The following is a 15,183-nucleotide window of genomic DNA, read 5'->3' as shown; positions in this document are numbered from 1 at the left end:
TTGCCCCCGGAGAAAGCCATGCCCCTGTGGAAGATCTACCACCCCGAAAACGCCTTCAGCGATGAAGACAAACAGGCCATCGCCCAGCGCATCACGGCCGTCTACGGCGACCTGCCGCGCTTTTACGTGGGCGTGGTGTTCGAGGCCGTGGCGCGCACTTCGTTCTTCATTGGCGGCGAGCCTGCGGATGATTTCGTGCGCATCTCCGTGGACCACATCGCGCGGCAGATCCGCGACGAGGAGACCAAGACACGGTTCCTCGAAGGCGTGCGGCGGCAGCTGTCCCCCTTCATTGCCGACCGTGGCCTGCGCTGGGAGATGCATGTGGACGAGACGCCCTTCAGCCTGTGGAGCATCCAGGGCCTGCGCCCGCCCGTGCCGGGCACGCCCGAGGGGGAGAAGTGGCGCCTGGACAATCGGCCCTCTCCCCTCTGAGGACCTGCCTGCACCTCAGCGCAGCGACAGCCCCGCCGACTGGATCGCGCGGGCGTAGCGCGGGCGCTCGCTTTGCAGGCTCTGACCCAGGTCGGCAGGGGAGCCGCCCGCCACCTTGAAGCCCATGTGCTCCAGTTGGGCGCGCACATCGGGGGCCTGCAGCACGGTCTGCAGGTCGCGGTTGATCTTGGCGACGATGGGCGCAGGCGTGCCGGCCGGCGCGAAGTAGCCCTGCCAGCTCTCCACCGAGAAGCCGGGCACGCCGGCCTCGGCCATGGTGGGTACCTGGGGCAGGGCGTCGGAGCGGTAGGGCGTGGTCACGGCCAGGGCGCGCAGCTTGCCGGCGCGCACGTACTCGGTCACGGCGGCCAGCGTGATCAGCGTGGCGTCGGTGTGGCCGCCCAGCACGTCCAGCGCGGCCGGGCCACCGCCCGGGTAGGGGATGTAGTTGACCTTGGCGCCCGTCTCCTGCGTGAGGATTTCATGCGCCACATGGGCAATGCCGCCATTGCCGGGCAGGCCCAGGCTGATGCTTTGCGGCTTGGCCTTGGCGCGGGCCAGGTAGTCGCCCAGCGTGTTCAGTCCCGTGCCGGGGTTGACCACCAGCACCTGCGGATTGACCACGGCCTTGATGATGGGCGTGAAGGCCTTTTGCGTGTCGTAGGGCAACTGGGCGAACAGCAGGCCGTTGAGCGTGAGGCCTTCGCCCTGCTGCAGCAGGGTGTAGCCGTCGGGCGCGGCCTTGGCCACCTTGGCCGCGCCGATGGTGCCGCTGGCCCCGGCCACGTTCTCCACCACCACCGACTGGCCCCACAGCGCGGCCAGCTTGTCGGCCAGCGTGCGCGTGAGCTTGTCGGCGCTGCCCCCGGGCGCCACGGGCACGATGATGCGCACCGGCTTGTTCGGAAAGCTGTCGGCCGAGGCCAGGGCCGCAGGAGCGTGCAGGGCCAGGGCGGAGAACAGGGGAAGCAGCAGTGCGCGCAGCGCAGACGGGGTGCGGATCATGGGAGTGCCGGAGTGCAGAGAGTCGATGCCCGCAGTCTGGGAGGCTCCTGGCGCGGCGTGAACTAAGCATTGCGGCTATGCATATGCGGCTGCCGCACAACGTGCGTCACGCTTGCGCCACGCATGCGCGCGCAGTGCCCAAAGCTCATATCCATATCTGCAATGCGTCGTTGGCGCCGGGGCGGGAGAGGCCTAACTTCGTGTCCTCCCGCGAACGTCCTCCCAGGCACTCCCATGACACAGACCCATCTCTCCATCGACTTCAGCGGCAGCGACGTGGCCAGCCGCCGCGCAGCCGCCATCACCGGCTTCATCGCCAGCGCAAAGCGCCTGCTCCCCGATCCCGAACGGGCCACGCCCGAGCAATTGCAGGCCGTGGCCCGCGAGCTGGAGGCGCTGGGCCTGCAGCGCGAACTGTTCCCGCACGCGCACTTCCCCGTCTCGGCCAGCAACCCGGCCCAGGTCTACCGCCTCAGCGAAGACCTGGGCGGGCGCTATGCGCTGTACCTGTCCACCGGCCTGCCGGGCAAGTCCCAGCCGCCGCATGACCACACCACCTGGGCCATCATCGCGGGCGTCGAAGGCGTGGAGCGCAACGTGTTCTTCACACGCGGCAAGACCGACGACCCGCTGCGCGACACCCTGGCGGTGGGGCGCAGCGTCGATGTGGGCAGCGGAACCTCGGTAGTGCTCACGCCCACCGACGTGCACACCATCGAGCTGATCGGCGAGGAGCCCGGCTTGCACCTGCATTTCTACGGGCGCGGCCTGGAGCGCATGCCCGAGCGCGTGGTCTTCGAGGGCCTGGAGGGCGGCAGCTTCCGCACCTTCGGCCCGCCCAAGTCGATTCGCCATGCGCTGGTCACGCCCGCCGCGCTGCGGCAGGCCCTGGCCGACGGCGAGGAAATCGCCGTGCTCGACGTGCGCGAGGCCGGTGTCTTCGCGCACCGCCACATCCTGTTCGCGGCGCCGGCCCCGGCCTGGCGGCTGGAGCAGCTCATCGACCGCCTGGTGCCGCGCCGCGGCACGCGCATCGTGCTGGTGGACGGCGACGGCACGCTGGCCCATGAAGCCGCCGCCAAGCTCGTGCGCCTGGGCTGGCCCAACGTCTCCGTGCTCGAAGGCGGCACCGAAGGCTGGGCAGCCGAGGGGCTGGAAATCTTCAGCGGCACCAACGTGCCCAGCAAGGCCTTCGGTGAAGTCATCGAGCATGAAAAGCACACGCCCTGGATCACCTCGGACGAGCTGGGCGCGCGCGTGCAGCGCGGCGACAACATCGTCGTCGTCGACAGCCGCACCCCCGAGGAATTCGCGGCCTTCAGCCTGCCCTTTGCCCTGAGCGTGCCGGGGGCCGAACTGGTCTACCGCATCGGCGAAATCGCCCCGGACCCGCAAACCCTGGTCGTCGTCAACTGCGCGGGCCGCACGCGCTCCATCGTGGGCGCGCAGACCCTGATCGACGCCGGCATCCCCAACCAGGTCGTCTCGCTGCGCAACGGCACCATGGACTGGCTGCTCACCGGCCGCAGGCTGGCCCATGGCCGCCGCACCCCGCTGCCCGAGCCCGGCGCCGTCGCCCTGGCCACCGCCCGCGAACGCGCAGCCAGCGTGGCGCAGCGCGCGGGCGTGCAATCCATTGATGCGGCCGAACTGGCCCGCTTCGAGTCCGAAGCCACCGAACGCACGCTCTACCGCTTCGACGTGCGCACCCGCGAGGAATACCAGGCCGGCCACCTGCCCGGCTGGCGCTGGGCGCCGGGCGGCCAGCTCGTGCAGGCCACCGACGAATACGCGGCCACGCGCGGCGCACGCATCGTGCTGGCCGACTGGGACGGCGTGCGCGCCCTCACCACCGGCGCCTGGCTGGCCCAGCTGGGCTGGGAAGTCTTCACCTACGTTCCGCCCTCGCTGGCCACCCTGGAGGTCGGCGCCGAACCCGTGCGCGTGCTCGCCTCCCACGCGCCTGCGCCCCAGCTGTCCGTGCAGCAGGCGCAGGAACTGCTGGGCGAAGGCCGGGCCATCGTCTTCGACGTGGACAGCCGGCCCGCCTTCGAGAAGCAGCACATCGCCGGTGCGCGCTTTGCCGTGCCTGATCGTCTGCCGTCCTTCGTGCAGGCCCTGCCGCCGGCCCAGGTCGTGGTGCTCACCTCGCCGGACGGCGTGCTGGCGCGCAGCGTGGCGGCCGAACTGGCGGCGCGCACGGGGCGCGATGTGCGCTCCGTCGTCGGCGGCACTTCTGCCTGGGCTGCTGCCGGGCTGCCGCTGGGGCAGGGGGATGCGGATGTGCTGACGGGGGATGATGACCAGTGGTACAGCCCTTATGCGCATCGGGATCTGGGGTTGAGGGATGCGGGGTTTCGGGCTTATCTGGATTGGGAGTTGGGGTTGGTGGGGCAGTTGGAGAGGGATGGGTGGGCTGCTGAGATTCGGCTGGTGCCTGTCTGAGTTGCTTTTTTTGTCCCTGCCGGGTGGTTGTTTTTCGAGGCCGGGTCTCGGCCCGGCAGCCGACTCCCTTTCTTATCGCGCGATAAGAAAGGAAGCAAAGAAGCGCGCCCCAAACTGCCCACGACCCCTGCGCTGCGCTCCGGGGCGACCTGCGTTGGGCGGGATGCGGGGTGTGCCGCAGAACTCGCTTTGCGCTTCGCGCGCCGCTCAAACAACTGCGGCAAGTCAGATGACGAAGCAGCCCTGTCCTTCGGCAGGGCTGCCACCCCGCATCCCGCCCAACGCAGGCGTGGGCAGAAGGGGGGAGGCTGGGGAACAGCCAACAGCCAACAGCCAACAGCCAACAGCCAACAGCCAACAGCCAACAGCCAACAGCCGGCGCCATCGCTCCGCTCGGCTTCAAACCGGGGCCGAGCGAAGCGAAGGCCCGCACCAACTCCCCGTATGTCAGCGCCTGCGGCGTGGTGGTTGCGGGGTTGCAGTCCTGCCGAAGGACAGGACTGCTTCGTCATCTGACTCGCCGTGATGTTTGAACGTAGCGCGCAGCGCGAAGAGAGTTTCACGGCGAACCCCGCAACCGCCACGACGCAGGTTGCCCGCAGCGAAGCGGAGGGTCGCGGACATCCGGGTCGCCTTTGCTTTGCCTACTTTCCTTTGGCGAAACAAAGGAAAGTAGGTCGGCCGCCGGGCCGAGACCCGGCCTCGAAAAGAAACCCCCCGGCAGGGCCAGAACCAGCAAGCGCAGCAAACGCAGCAAACGCAGCAAGCGCAGCAAACGCAGCAAACGCAGCAGCGCCCAAAAATCTCAGGCAGCCAACCTGAACCGCTCCACCACCCCCCCAAACCCCCTCTCCAGATCCGCAATCAAATCCAAAGGATCCTCCAGCCCCACATGCAACCTCACCACAGGCGCAGTCCCCGTCCACACACTGTGCTCCCGCAACCTCTCAGGCTGCGCCACCAGCGCCAGGCTCTCGTACCCGCCCCAGGAAGCCCCCTGCGCAAACTGCCGCAACGAGTCAACGAACACGGCGCCGGCATCGGCGTCCACCCCTTCGGCAAACGCGAATGACACCAGCCCGCTGGCCCCGCTGAAGTCACGCTTCCACAGCGCATGGCCGGGATCGGACGGCAGGGCCGGGTAGAAGACGCGGCCGACCTGGGGCTGATGCTCCAGCCACTGCGCGATTTCGGTGGCGTGGCGCTGGTGCTGGGCCAGGCGCACGGGCAGGGTGCGCAGGCCGCGCAGTGCCAGGTAGGCGTCGTCGGCGCCTATGGTCAGGCCCAGGGCCTCGTAGGCGGTGGATATCTTCTTTGACAGCGCGGGGCCGTCGGTGATGACGATGCCCTGCATCACGTCGGAGTGGCCGGCGATGTACTTGGTCGCGGCCTGGATGGAGAGGTTGGCGCCGTGCTCCAGGGGCTGGTAGAACCAGCCGCCGCTCCAGGTGTTGTCGGTGGCCACGGCAATGCCGTGCTGGCGCGCCACGGCGGCCAGGGCGGGCAGGTCCAGCACCTCGTAGAGCAGGGAGCTGGGCGATTCCAGGTAGACCAGGCGGGTGTTGGGGCGGATCTTGCCGGCCAGATCGTCGCGCGAGGGCGAGAAGTACTCCAGCGTGATGCCCAGGCGCTGCAGCAAGGTGGCGTCCACGCGGCGCACGGGCGAGTAGACGCTGTCGGCCACCAGGGCATGGTCGCCGGGCGAGAGCAGGGCGATGAGCACCAGGGTGATGGCGGACAGGCCCGAGGGCGTGAGAAAGGCGCGGTGCCCGCCCTCCAGCGCGACCACGGCGTCTTCCAGTGCGCGGTGCGTGTCCAGGCCGTGGCGGCCGTAGGAGGCCACGCGCTCGCCGGCCTCGCGGCGGTGGTGCAGGTCGGCGTAGGCGGCGCTGTCGGCAAAGCGCACGGTGCTGGTGCGCACCACGGGCACGTTGACGGGGCCGGAGCCGCCCTGCAGCGGCGGCGTGCCTGCGTGCAGCAGGCGGGTCGACGGGCCCAGGGGCCGTTGCTTGTCTTGGGGGGTGCTCATGCCACGGCCTCGCTGGGACGGAAGTAGGCGGCGTTGTAGTTCTTGACTTCGCCGGTGTCGGGGTCGATGGCCACGCGGCCGCTCAGGGTTTCCAGCGGTTGGCCGTAGAGATGGAAGTGCAGCGTGGGCTGCTCGCCCACCACGGCAATGCTGTGGATGTCATCGGGCAGGAAGGCGATGGAGGCGCCCGGCTGCACGGTGAATTCGCGCGCCAGGTGGATGCTGGCGCGTGCGGGGTTGCTGCGGTCGTCCGTGCGTTCGTAGAGTCGGTTGAGCTCCTGGCCTTCGACGGCAACGATCACGGCCCAGGTCGTGTGGTTGTGCGGCGCCGTGGTCTTGCCGGGGTTGATGGAGTTCAGGTACAGGGCCAGGCCCGCATCGCCATCGGCCGGGTTGAGGCGGTAGCGCGTGGAGGCGCCCACGCCTTCGGTCTGCGCGGGCGGGGGAAAGTCCGCGCGGCTGAACAAGGCCTTGTGCGCGGCCAGCTGCTCCAGGCGTGTGGTGATGGCCGACAGGGTGCTGCGGTCGGGCGCGCCGGCCTGCAGCAGCTGGCGCACGTCGGCCAGGGCGGCGTCCACGGCCTGGCGGCGCCGGGCGGCGGCGTCTGTATGGGTGCCTGTATCAGCGCCTGTGCCGGCCGGGGTTTCAGTCGTTGTTTCTGCGGTCATGGGGATGTGCTCCTGGAGGTGGGGGTCAAAGGGCAAAGCGCAGGCTGTTGAAGGGCAGCGGCGTTGTGGCCGGGGCGGCTGGCGCAGCCCTGGGCCGGGCGCCATCGCCCAGGGCGCGCTGCAGGAATTCGCGCGTGCGCTCGCTGCGCGGGCTGCCGAAGATCTGGGCGGCCGGGCCGTGCTCGACGATGCGGCCGGCCTCGGTGAAATAGACCTGGTCGCTGACCTCTTCGGCAAAGCGCATTTCGTGCGTGACCAGCACGCAGGTCATGCCGTCCCTGACCAGGTCGCGGATCACGGTCAGCACCTCGCCCACGGTCTCGGGGTCCAGGGCCGAGGTCACTTCGTCGAACAGGATCAGCTCGGGCCGCATGGCCAGGGCGCGCGCAATGGCCACGCGCTGCTGCTGGCCGCCGGACAGCTCGCCGGGGTAGGCGGATTCCTTGTGGTCCAGGCGCACCTTCTGCAGCAGGGCGCGGGCCTCGCGCTCGGCCGTGGCGCGGTCGCGGCCGACCACGCGCGTGGGGGCGATGACCAGGTTCTCCAGCACAGACAGATGGGGGAACAGGTTGTACTGCTGGAAGACGAAGCCTACGCGCTTGCGCAGGGCGATCAGCTCGGCCTCGGTGCGCAGCTGGTCCACGCGCGTGCCCGCCACCGAGATGGCGCCGCGCTGGGGCCGCAGCAGGCCGGTGATGCAGCGCAGGATGGTGGACTTGCCCGAGCCCGAGGGCCCGATGATGGTCACCGCCTCGCCGCGCCGCACCTGCACGTCGATGCCTTGGAGCACCTGGTTGTCGCCAAAGGACAGGTGTACATCCTGCAGGTGGACCAGTGCGGGCGCCGTGCCCGCGGGGGCATCGGCCGTGGCGAGTTGGGAGAGAAAGGAGTCAGTGGCGTTCATGGCGTCGCTCCAATGCCCGGGTTGCCCGGGCGATGGGATAGCAATAGGCAAAGAAAAGCGCGAGCAGCGTGAAGTACACAAGGATGGTGAAGTCCGTGCGTGCCACGGTGTTGCTGGCGATCTGGGCGGTGTCCACCACGTCGTGCACGCCCACCAGCGAGGCCAGCGAGGTGCTCATGGTGATGCTGGCGTAGAGGTTCATCCACGGCGGCAGCATGCGGCGCACGCATTGCGGCAGCACGATGAGGCGGAAGATCTCGCTGCGGCGAAAGGCCAGCGACTGGGCCGCCTCCCACTGCGCGCTGGGAATGGACTGGATGGCGCCCCGGAAGATCTCGGCCACGTTGGCGCTGGTGGGCAGGGCCAGGCCCAGCACCACCTTGACCCAGTCGGGGAACGGAAAGGTCCAGCCCACCAGCTTCAGCTCGAACGGGAACACATAGGTGGTGAAGTAGATGAGCACCAGGATGGGCGCATTGCGAAACAGCTGCACATACCAGCGCACGCCCATGCGCACGGCCGGCGTGGGCGACAGCGACAGGGCGCCCAGCACCAGGCCGGCCACGGTGCCGATGGCCACGGCCAGCACGCTGATCTCGATGTTGACCAGGAGGCCGCGCAGCAGCGCGGGCAGCCATTTCCACAGGTGCACGAAGGCGGGCGGGGCGCTGTCCGTGGCGGCCCAGCAGGCGCACAGGGCCAGCAGTGCGGCGCCCGCGATCAGCCAGGGGCTGCGCGCCGCGCGCAGCAGGGCGGCGGGCAGCGGGCGGGGCGCGGCGCCGGTGTTCAGGGTGGCTTCATTGGCCATAGCCGGGCATCCTCAGGTGTTGTTCCAGCCAGCGGCCCGCCAGGCTGACCAGCCAGGTCAGCAGGCCGAACCACAGCAGGATGAGCAGCAGCAGCTCCAGCACGTTGTCGCGCTGCGACCAGATCATGATGGACTCGTAGGTCACGTCGCCCACGGCAATGGCCGAGGCCACGGCCGTCATCTTCACCAGGTCCACCAGGTTGTTGGTCAGCGAGGGCAGGGCAAAGCGCACGGCCAGCGGCAGCTGCACGCGCACCAGCAGCTGGCGCTGCGAAAAGCCCAGCGAGCGCGCCGCCTCCAGCGTGGTGGCGGGCACTGCCTCGATGCCGGCGCGCAGCGCCTCGGCATGGAACACGCCCTTGTGCAGCGAGACCACGATCACCACCCAGACAAAGGGCGTGAGCGGGTTGTTGCCCGCGCCCCAGTCGCGCAGCTGCTGGGTGATCAGCATGTTGAGCACCAGGAAGGCGCAGTACAGCTGCACCAGCGTGGGCGTGTTGCGCGTGACCTCCACAAAGGCGCGCGCAGGCCGTGCCAGCCAGGCGCGGCCCGAGGTCAGGGCCGCCGCCAGCGCCACGCCGGCCGCCAGGCTGCCGGCAATGGTCAGCAGGGCCAGCTGCACGGTCACGAACATGCCGCGCACAAAGGCCTGGCGCTCGGCCACGTCCAGCACGAAGGCGTAGTTCAGGCCCAGGCCCTTGAGCGCTTGCACGCCCTGGGCAAGCAGGCTGTCGTTCATGGCACGGCCTCCAGGGCGGCCGGCTGTGCATGCGCTTGCGCTTGTGCAGCGGGGTCTTTCAGCGCGGCCACGGCGCGTGCAATGCGGGCCGTGGCCTCGACCAGCACCTCGTCGCTGGCGGCCGTGGAGATGCGGAAGTACGGCGACAGGCCGTAGGCCCCGCCATCCACGGCAGCCACGCCTTCGGACTCCAGCAGCCATTCGGTCAGGTCGGTGTCGCTGGCGATGGGCTGGCCGTCCGGGCGCAGGTGGCCTATCAGCGCGCCGCAGTGCACAAAGGCAAAGAACGATCCGCCCGGCGGCAGCAGGGCCAGGCCCGGCACCTGGTCCAGCGCCTGGGTGACCCGTTGCGCGCGCCGCGCATAGGCGTTGCGGGCCTGCTGCACAAAGCTCTGGTCGGGCGACTGCAGCGCCGCCGCGGCTGCGGCCTGTGCCACGGAATTGGGGCCTGACGAGGCCTGCGACTGGATCACCACCATGGCCTGCACCAGCGCGGCCGGGCCTGCGCCCCAGCCGATGCGCCAGCCGGTCATGGCATAGGTCTTGGAGACGCCGTTGACCAGCAGCGTGCGCTCGCGCAGGTCGGGGGCCACGGCCAGCCAGTGCGCGGGGGCCTGGGGCGTGAACCAGATGTGCTCGTACAGCTCGTCCAGCAGCACCAGAACCTGCGGGTGCTGGCGCAGCACCTGGGCCAGGGCGGCCAGTTCCTCGCGGCTGTAGACGGCGCCCGAGGGGTTGCCCGGCGTGTTCAGCACCAGCCAGCGCGTGCGCGGCGTGATGGCGGCCTGCAGCGCGGCCGGCGTGAGCTTGAAGCCCTGCTCAATGCCGCAGTCCACGATGACCGGCGTGCCGTCGTTCACGCGCACGATGTCGGGAAACGAAGGCCAGTACGGCGCGGGCACGATGACCTCGTCGCCCGCGTCCAGCGTGGCCGCCAGCGCGTTGTAGATCACCTGCTTGCCGCCGTTGCTGACGATGATCTGCCCGGCGTCGAAGTCCAGCCCGTTCTCGCGCCGGTACTTGGCGCTGATGGCCTGGCGCAGCGCGGCCGTGCCGGGCGTGGGCGTGTACTTGGTTTCGCCACGGGCCAGGGCCGCGATGGCGGCCTGCTTGATGGGCTCGGGCGTGTCGAAATCGGGCTCGCCCGTGGTCAGCGCAATGATGTCGCGGCCCTGGCGGGCCAGGGCCGTGGCCCGCGCGCTGGCCGCGGCATTGGGCGAGAGCCTGACGCGCTGCACGCGCTGCGAAAGAGGAAAAGGGCGTGGTCATGGCGTGGGGCCTTCCTGGAATGCGGCGGCTGGCGTTGGAGAAACCTGCGGCAAGTCGTGCGGCAAATCGTCCGGCAGGGCTTGCAGCACCTTGCCGGGATTGAGCAGGCCCAGCGGGTCGAAGGCCTGCTTGAGACGCCGCATGAGCTGCAGCTCCACGGCGCTCTTGTAGCGGGGCAGCAGGTCGCGCTTGGTCTGGCCCACGCCGTGCTCGGCGCTGATGGAGCCGCCGTGGGCGTGCACGCTGTCGTGCACCACCTCGTGGATGGCGTCTTCCTGGGCAAACAGATGCGCGGGCGTGCTGTCCGGCGCGTGCGAGACGTTGTAGTGCAGGTTGCCGTCGCCCAGGTGCCCGAAGGCCACGGGCCGCACGGCGCCAAAGCGCGCCTGCAGCAGCGCGGCCGTGGCCGCAAGAAAGTCGGGGATGCGCGAGATGGGCACCGACACGTCGTGCTTGATGTTGCGGCCGTCGCGCCGCTGGGCCTCGCCCAGGGCCTGGTCGCGCAGCCGCCACAGGGCCTGGCTTTGCTGGAGGCTCTCGGCAATGGCGGCATCGGTGACCAGGCCGTCCTCGAAGGCCTGGCCCACCACGCACTCGAAGCGCTGGCGCGCATGGTCCTCGCCCTCGCTGTCGGACAGCTCGATCAGCGCAAACCAGGGCGCCTTGAGCGCCAGCGGTATCGGCTGCTCGGGCACATGGCGGGCTATCAGGCCCAGGGCCGTGTCCGACATCAGCTCGAACGCCGTCAGGCTGGCGCCGAAGCCCGCCCGCGCCTGGTTGAGGAAGGCCACCGCATCGCGTATGCAGCCAAAGGCCAGCAGGGCCGTGTGCTGGGCGCGGGGCAGCGGATGCAGGCGCAGCGTGGCCGCCGTGATGATGCCCAGCGTGCCTTCGCTGCCCACGTACAGGTCGCGCAGCGCATAGCCGGTGTTGTCCTTGCGCAGCCCGCGCAGGCCGTTCCAGATGTCGCCCTCGGCCGTCACCACTTCCAGGCCCAGCACCAGCTCGCGCGCGTTGCCGTAGCGCAGCACCTGGGTGCCGCCCGCGTTGGTGGACAGGTTGCCGCCAATGGTGCAGCTGCCCTCGGAGCCCAGGCTGAGGGGAAACAGCCGGTCCGCATCGCGCGCTGCCTGCTGCACATGGGCCAGCACGGCGCCGGCTTCCACGGTCAGGGTGTCGTTGTCGGTGTCTATGGCGCGCACGCGGTTCAGGCGCGCCAGCGACAGCAGCACGGCGTGGCCCGAGGCGTCGGGCGTGGCGCCGCCCATCAGCCCGGTGTTGCCGCCCTGGGCCACGATGGGCGTTCGGTGGGCGCGGCACAGGCGCACCAGCTGCGCCACCTGGGCCGTGTCGGCGGGCCGTGCCACGGCCAGGGCCTGGCCCGTGAGGCGGCCATGCTGGTCGGTCAGGTAGCCGGCCGCATCGGCACCCGTGAGCACATGGGCGTCGCCCAGGGCGTGGCGCAGCGCGGTGACCAGGTCGGCGGGGCCGGTGATGTAGCCGCTGGTGCTGGTGTGGGTGCTGGTGTGGGTGTGGGTGCTCATGCGGGCGCCTTCCTGAACTTGTCGTGCAGCTGGTGCAGCAGCGGCGTGGGCGTCATGCCGTTGCGCTGCTCCACCTCGATCAGCCAGCCCGTGCGGTGCCAGTCCTGCACGATGCGGTCGATGGCCGCCTGCGTGTCGGACTCGCCCTTGCGCAGCCAGATCACCGAGGGCGAGGGAATGATGTCGGCGGGCGAGACGATCTCGTAGTCCTTCCAGTCCGCATTGCTGGCCACGAGTTCGCGCAGCGTGGGGCTGACATGCACGGCGGCCGCGCAGTTGCCGCCCTTGAGGGCCAGCAGCGACTCGGGCTGGCCCCGGAAGGCCTTGATCTGGGCGCCGTATTGATCGGCCAGCGGCTTGGTGAAATTGCTGCCCTGCGACACGCACACGGGCTTGCCGCGCAGGTCGTCCCACTGGCGCACGCCGCTGCCCTTCTTGGCGATGGCGGCGCCGCCGACTTCCTCGAACGGCGTGGGCACGAAGGACAGGATCTCGCTGCGCTCCTGCGTCCACTGCATGTTGGCGATCAGGATGTCCACCTTGCCCTGCTGCAGGAACTGCACGCGGTTGGACGGCTGGACCTGCACGGTCTCCACCCCCACGCCCAGGCCCTTGGCCACGCCTTCGGACAGCTGCACGTTGTAGCCCACGTGCCTTTGCGTGACGGGGTCTATGGTGCCGAACGGCGGCCCCGAAAGCATCACCCCCACCACGATCTTGCCGCGCTGCTTGATGCGGTCCAGCGTGGCGTCGGCATGGGCTGCCAGGGCCGTGAGGGCGAGCAGGGCCGCCAGTGCGGTGCGGGTCGGCTTCATGGCTTGGCTCCCTTGGCGGCGGGCTGGGTTGCCTGCGTCGCCTGCACTTGTGCCTGCGCTGCCGCATACACCGCGAAGTCGTAGGGCGCGCGGTCGAACTGGCCCTTCAGCGCGCGTTCGTGGCGCTCGGCGATCCAGGTGTCGGGCACGCCGCTGGCGCGGGCCACCTTGAGCAGAAAGCCCGTGCGGTGCCAGTCCTGTATGGCCTTGTCCACGAAGGCCTGGGTGTCGGCCTCGCCGCGGCGCGTCCACACCACGGTGGGCGAGGGAATCAACTGGTCCTGCGTGCCCAGCTCGAAGTCCTTCCACTCGGCCGCATTCGGGCCGGTGAGCTTTTCATAAAGGGCGGGCTGGATATGGACCGAAGCCGCGCAGGTGCCGCCCTTGAGCGCCAGCAGCGACTCGGGAATGCCGCGCAGGCCCTTGACCACGGCGCCATAGCTCTCGGCCAGGGGCTTGGCGAAGTTGCTGCCCTGCGACACGCAGGCCACCTTGCCGCGCAGGTCTTCCCAGCGCTTGATGCCGCTGGCCTTGGCCACCAGGGCGCCGCCGCCGATCAGGTCATAGGGCGTGGGCGCGAACGAGAGGATCTCGCTGCGCTCCTGCGTCCACTGAATGTTGGCGATCAACAGGTCCACCTTGCCGCTTTGCAGGAACTGCACGCGCGTGGAGGCCGTCACGGGAACCGTCTCCAGCGGCACGCCCAGGCGGCGCGCGATGTCGGCGGCCAGCTCGGTCTGGTAGCCGCCGGTCTTGCCGGTGGCGGGGTCCAGCACGCCGAACGGCGGGCTGGCGCCGTCGATGCCCACGGACAGCTTGCCGCGTTGCTTGATCTTGTCCAGCGTGGCATCGGCGTGGGCGGCACCGGCGCCCAGCAGCAGGGCCAGGGCGGCGGCAAGGGGAGGAAGAAGGCGGGGCATGCGTGAATCCATCAGGGAACGGAAGGCCCGGCCCCGTCTTGCGGGGCCTGGGCCTGGGTGGTCGGAAAAAAGTAGGGGTGGACCGCCGTGGCGGTCTGCGGTCAGCTGGCGGACTTGAACCTGGCCTGCAGCTCGGGCAGCAGCGGGTTGGCCGGCTCGATGCCCACGCGCTTTTCGGCGGCGATCAGCCAGCCCGTGCGGTGCCAGTCCTGCACCACCTTGTCCACGGCGGCGATGGTGTCGGCCTCGCCCTTGCGGGTCCAGACCACGGAAGGCGCGGGCAGCACCTCGCCGGCGATGGGGGCCGAGTACTGCGCCCATTCGGGGTTGCTGCGCAGCAGCGGGTAGATCAGCGTGCTGTCATGCACGGCGGCCACGCAGTTGCCGCCCTTGAGCGCCAGCAGCGAGTCCGACGAGCTCTTGTAGCCATGCACCTGGGCGCCGTACTCGCTGGCCAGCGGCTTGGCAAAGCTGCTGCCCTGGGACACGCACACGGGCTTGCCGCGCAGGTCTTCCCACCTGGCGATGCCGCTGCCCTTGCGCACGGCGGCAATGCCGCCCACGCGGTAGAAGGGCGTGGGCGCGTAGCCCAGGGTCTCGGCACGGTCGGGGTTCAGCTCCATGGAGGCGATCAGCAGATCCACCTTGCCGGCCTGCAGAAACTGCACGCGCGTGGCGGTCTGCACCTGGACCAGCTCGGCCTCCACGCCCAGGCCCTTGGCCAGGGCGCGTGCCAGCTCGGGGTTCCAGCCCACCAGCTGCTGGGTGGCCGGGTCGATGGAGCCGAAGGGCCCGCCATTGACCAGCACGCCAATGGTGACCTTGCCGCGCTGCTTGATCTTGTCCAGCGTGGCATCGGCCCGGGCCTGGGTGCAGGCCAGGGCCAGCGCGGCGGCGATGAAGGTCAGGGATGCGGAAAGGGTGGCGCGGGGCTGGCGGCGCAGGGTGGGGCTTGTGTGCATGGCGGGAGCGGGGCGGTCGGGACGAACGAAAGATGCGTACGCCTGCATCTTCTGGCCGCCCTTGACCCACGGCAACAAAGCTTTGGGAGCATGTTTATGCGCTTTGCGTCGCTGCATCAGGGTGATCACCAGGGAAATGTGGGCCCGAGGCAGGGCGGGTCGATGGTGTAATCGCGACGGCCGGGGTGCTGCGCGCACCGGCACCTCCCAGCGAGCCCTCTTCCATGCACCAAGCCCTAGCGTCCCTACTCGCCCCTCTCGCCTGCGCTGCCCTGTTGTGTGGCAGCCCCGCGGCCCGGGCCGCCAATCCCACGAGTTCTGGCAATTGCGAGGAAAGCTCCACCAACATGTCCGAGGTGCGTGCCTGCCTGCAGGAGCAGAACGTGGCCCTGGTCAATGCCGCCTACGTCTCGCTGTCGCTCAAGCTCAAGGCGCGCATGCCCCAGGCTTCGGAAGAGCTGGAAGTGGCGCAGAGGAACTGGGTGCAGTACGCGCGCAGTGCCTGCGAGTTCCTCTCTGAATTCAACTCGGCCAGCTTTGCCAAGGACGATGCGCGCACCAACTGCTGGAGCGACTTCGCCCGCGCCCGCGCCAAGCAGCTCAAGTCCTGGGAAATGCAGCTGGACAAGAAGCCCTGAGG

14 protein-coding genes are annotated in these 15,183 nt (G+C 69.7%); 3 read left to right on the top strand and 11 right to left on the bottom strand.

Translation table 11 applies throughout. The features are described from left to right. The first annotated feature begins 18 nt into the window (after positions 1-18). Positions 19-435 (top strand): tautomerase family protein, encoded by a 417-nt coding sequence (locus ACN20X_RS27600; RefSeq protein ID WP_013800576.1) that lies wholly within the window; start codon positions 19-21, stop codon positions 433-435. Between the two features lie 15 nt (positions 436-450). On the opposite strand, the gene ACN20X_RS27595 is transcribed toward ACN20X_RS27600, so the two are convergent. Beyond that, positions 451-1,440, bottom strand: coding sequence for a tripartite tricarboxylate transporter substrate binding protein (locus ACN20X_RS27595; protein ID WP_016450776.1), 990 nt, complete (start codon positions 1,438-1,440; stop codon positions 451-453). A 234-nt stretch (positions 1,441-1,674) separates the two neighbouring features. On the opposite strand from ACN20X_RS27595, the gene ACN20X_RS27590 reads away from it, so the two are divergent. Beyond that, a complete protein-coding gene (locus ACN20X_RS27590; RefSeq protein WP_473210093.1) occupies positions 1,675-3,885 on the top strand; it encodes a rhodanese-like domain-containing protein in 2,211 nt (736 codons plus the stop codon). A gap of 805 nt (positions 3,886-4,690) precedes the next feature. On the opposite strand, the gene metC is transcribed toward ACN20X_RS27590, so the two are convergent. The 10 genes from metC to ACN20X_RS27540 all read right to left on the bottom strand — a co-directional run bounded on the left by metC (position 4,691) and on the right by ACN20X_RS27540 (position 14,543). Beyond that, positions 4,691-5,914 carry a cystathionine beta-lyase gene (gene metC, locus ACN20X_RS27585; protein WP_473210092.1) on the bottom strand — a complete coding sequence of 408 codons (1,224 nt, stop codon included), beginning with the start codon at positions 5,912-5,914 and terminating at the stop codon, positions 4,691-4,693. Next, on the bottom strand, positions 5,911-6,582 hold the full coding sequence (locus ACN20X_RS27580; RefSeq protein WP_473210091.1) for a cysteine dioxygenase family protein: 672 nt from the start codon (positions 6,580-6,582) through the stop codon (positions 5,911-5,913). The genes metC and ACN20X_RS27580 overlap by 4 nt, the downstream gene beginning before the upstream one ends. 25 nt (positions 6,583-6,607) lie before the next feature. Beyond that, positions 6,608-7,486, bottom strand: coding sequence for an amino acid ABC transporter ATP-binding protein (locus ACN20X_RS27575; RefSeq protein WP_353179213.1), 879 nt, complete (start codon positions 7,484-7,486; stop codon positions 6,608-6,610). After that, entirely contained in the window at positions 7,473-8,294 is an 822-nt protein-coding gene (locus tag ACN20X_RS27570; protein WP_016454423.1) for an amino acid ABC transporter permease, read from the bottom strand. Before ACN20X_RS27570 ends, ACN20X_RS27575 begins: the two co-directional genes overlap by 14 nt. Further along, positions 8,284-9,033 carry an amino acid ABC transporter permease gene (locus ACN20X_RS27565; RefSeq protein ID WP_013800583.1) on the bottom strand — a complete coding sequence of 250 codons (750 nt, stop codon included), beginning with the start codon at positions 9,031-9,033 and terminating at the stop codon, positions 8,284-8,286. The genes ACN20X_RS27570 and ACN20X_RS27565 overlap by 11 nt, the downstream gene beginning before the upstream one ends. Beyond that, the gene (locus tag ACN20X_RS27560) at positions 9,030-10,271 is read right to left on the bottom strand and encodes an aminotransferase class I/II-fold pyridoxal phosphate-dependent enzyme (protein WP_473210090.1); all 1,242 of its coding nucleotides are present in this window, start codon (positions 10,269-10,271) and stop codon (positions 9,030-9,032) included. Before ACN20X_RS27560 ends, ACN20X_RS27565 begins: the two co-directional genes overlap by 4 nt. 27 nt (positions 10,272-10,298) lie before the next feature. Continuing rightward, positions 10,299-11,846 carry an FAD-binding oxidoreductase gene (locus ACN20X_RS27555; protein ID WP_473210089.1) on the bottom strand — a complete coding sequence of 516 codons (1,548 nt, stop codon included), beginning with the start codon at positions 11,844-11,846 and terminating at the stop codon, positions 10,299-10,301. Then, a complete protein-coding gene (locus tag ACN20X_RS27550) occupies positions 11,843-12,661 on the bottom strand; it encodes a transporter substrate-binding domain-containing protein (RefSeq protein WP_016448804.1) in 819 nt (272 codons plus the stop codon). Before ACN20X_RS27550 ends, ACN20X_RS27555 begins: the two co-directional genes overlap by 4 nt. Then, complete coding sequence (locus ACN20X_RS27545; protein ID WP_016448803.1) at positions 12,658-13,581, bottom strand: transporter substrate-binding domain-containing protein; 924 nt, start codon at positions 13,579-13,581, stop codon at positions 12,658-12,660. Before ACN20X_RS27545 ends, ACN20X_RS27550 begins: the two co-directional genes overlap by 4 nt. A gap of 101 nt (positions 13,582-13,682) precedes the next feature. Further along, positions 13,683-14,543 carry a transporter substrate-binding domain-containing protein gene (locus ACN20X_RS27540; RefSeq protein ID WP_016454420.1) on the bottom strand — a complete coding sequence of 287 codons (861 nt, stop codon included), beginning with the start codon at positions 14,541-14,543 and terminating at the stop codon, positions 13,683-13,685. Positions 14,544-14,767: 224 nt separating this feature from the next. Between ACN20X_RS27540 and ACN20X_RS27535 the strand changes: the two genes are divergently transcribed. Continuing rightward, positions 14,768-15,181, top strand: coding sequence for a lysozyme inhibitor LprI family protein (locus ACN20X_RS27535; RefSeq protein WP_016454419.1), 414 nt, complete (start codon positions 14,768-14,770; stop codon positions 15,179-15,181). Positions 15,182-15,183: the final 2 nt, after the last annotated feature.

The sequence above is a fragment of the Delftia sp. PX-1 genome (genome assembly GCF_055797465.1).
This window is presented reverse-complemented; position numbering and strand designations above follow the sequence as displayed.

Coding starts and splice junctions, on each gene's coding strand:
- ACN20X_RS27600 (WP_013800576.1), top strand. CDS start 19: ATGCCCCTGTGGAAGATCTACCACCCCGAAAACGCCTTCAGCGATGAA.
- ACN20X_RS27595 (WP_016450776.1), bottom strand. CDS start 1,440: ATGATCCGCACCCCGTCTGCGCTGCGCGCACTGCTGCTTCCCCTGTTC.
- ACN20X_RS27590 (WP_473210093.1), top strand. CDS start 1,675: ATGACACAGACCCATCTCTCCATCGACTTCAGCGGCAGCGACGTGGCC.
- metC (WP_473210092.1), bottom strand. CDS start 5,914: ATGAGCACCCCCCAAGACAAGCAACGGCCCCTGGGCCCGTCGACCCGC.
- ACN20X_RS27580 (WP_473210091.1), bottom strand. CDS start 6,582: ATGACCGCAGAAACAACGACTGAAACCCCGGCCGGCACAGGCGCTGAT.
- ACN20X_RS27575 (WP_353179213.1), bottom strand. CDS start 7,486: ATGAACGCCACTGACTCCTTTCTCTCCCAACTCGCCACGGCCGATGCC.
- ACN20X_RS27570 (WP_016454423.1), bottom strand. CDS start 8,294: ATGGCCAATGAAGCCACCCTGAACACCGGCGCCGCGCCCCGCCCGCTG.
- ACN20X_RS27565 (WP_013800583.1), bottom strand. CDS start 9,033: ATGAACGACAGCCTGCTTGCCCAGGGCGTGCAAGCGCTCAAGGGCCTG.
- ACN20X_RS27555 (WP_473210089.1), bottom strand. CDS start 11,846: ATGAGCACCCACACCCACACCAGCACCCACACCAGCACCAGCGGCTAC.
- ACN20X_RS27550 (WP_016448804.1), bottom strand. CDS start 12,661: ATGAAGCCGACCCGCACCGCACTGGCGGCCCTGCTCGCCCTCACGGCC.
- ACN20X_RS27545 (WP_016448803.1), bottom strand. CDS start 13,581: ATGCCCCGCCTTCTTCCTCCCCTTGCCGCCGCCCTGGCCCTGCTGCTG.
- ACN20X_RS27540 (WP_016454420.1), bottom strand. CDS start 14,543: ATGCACACAAGCCCCACCCTGCGCCGCCAGCCCCGCGCCACCCTTTCC.
- ACN20X_RS27535 (WP_016454419.1), top strand. CDS start 14,768: ATGCACCAAGCCCTAGCGTCCCTACTCGCCCCTCTCGCCTGCGCTGCC.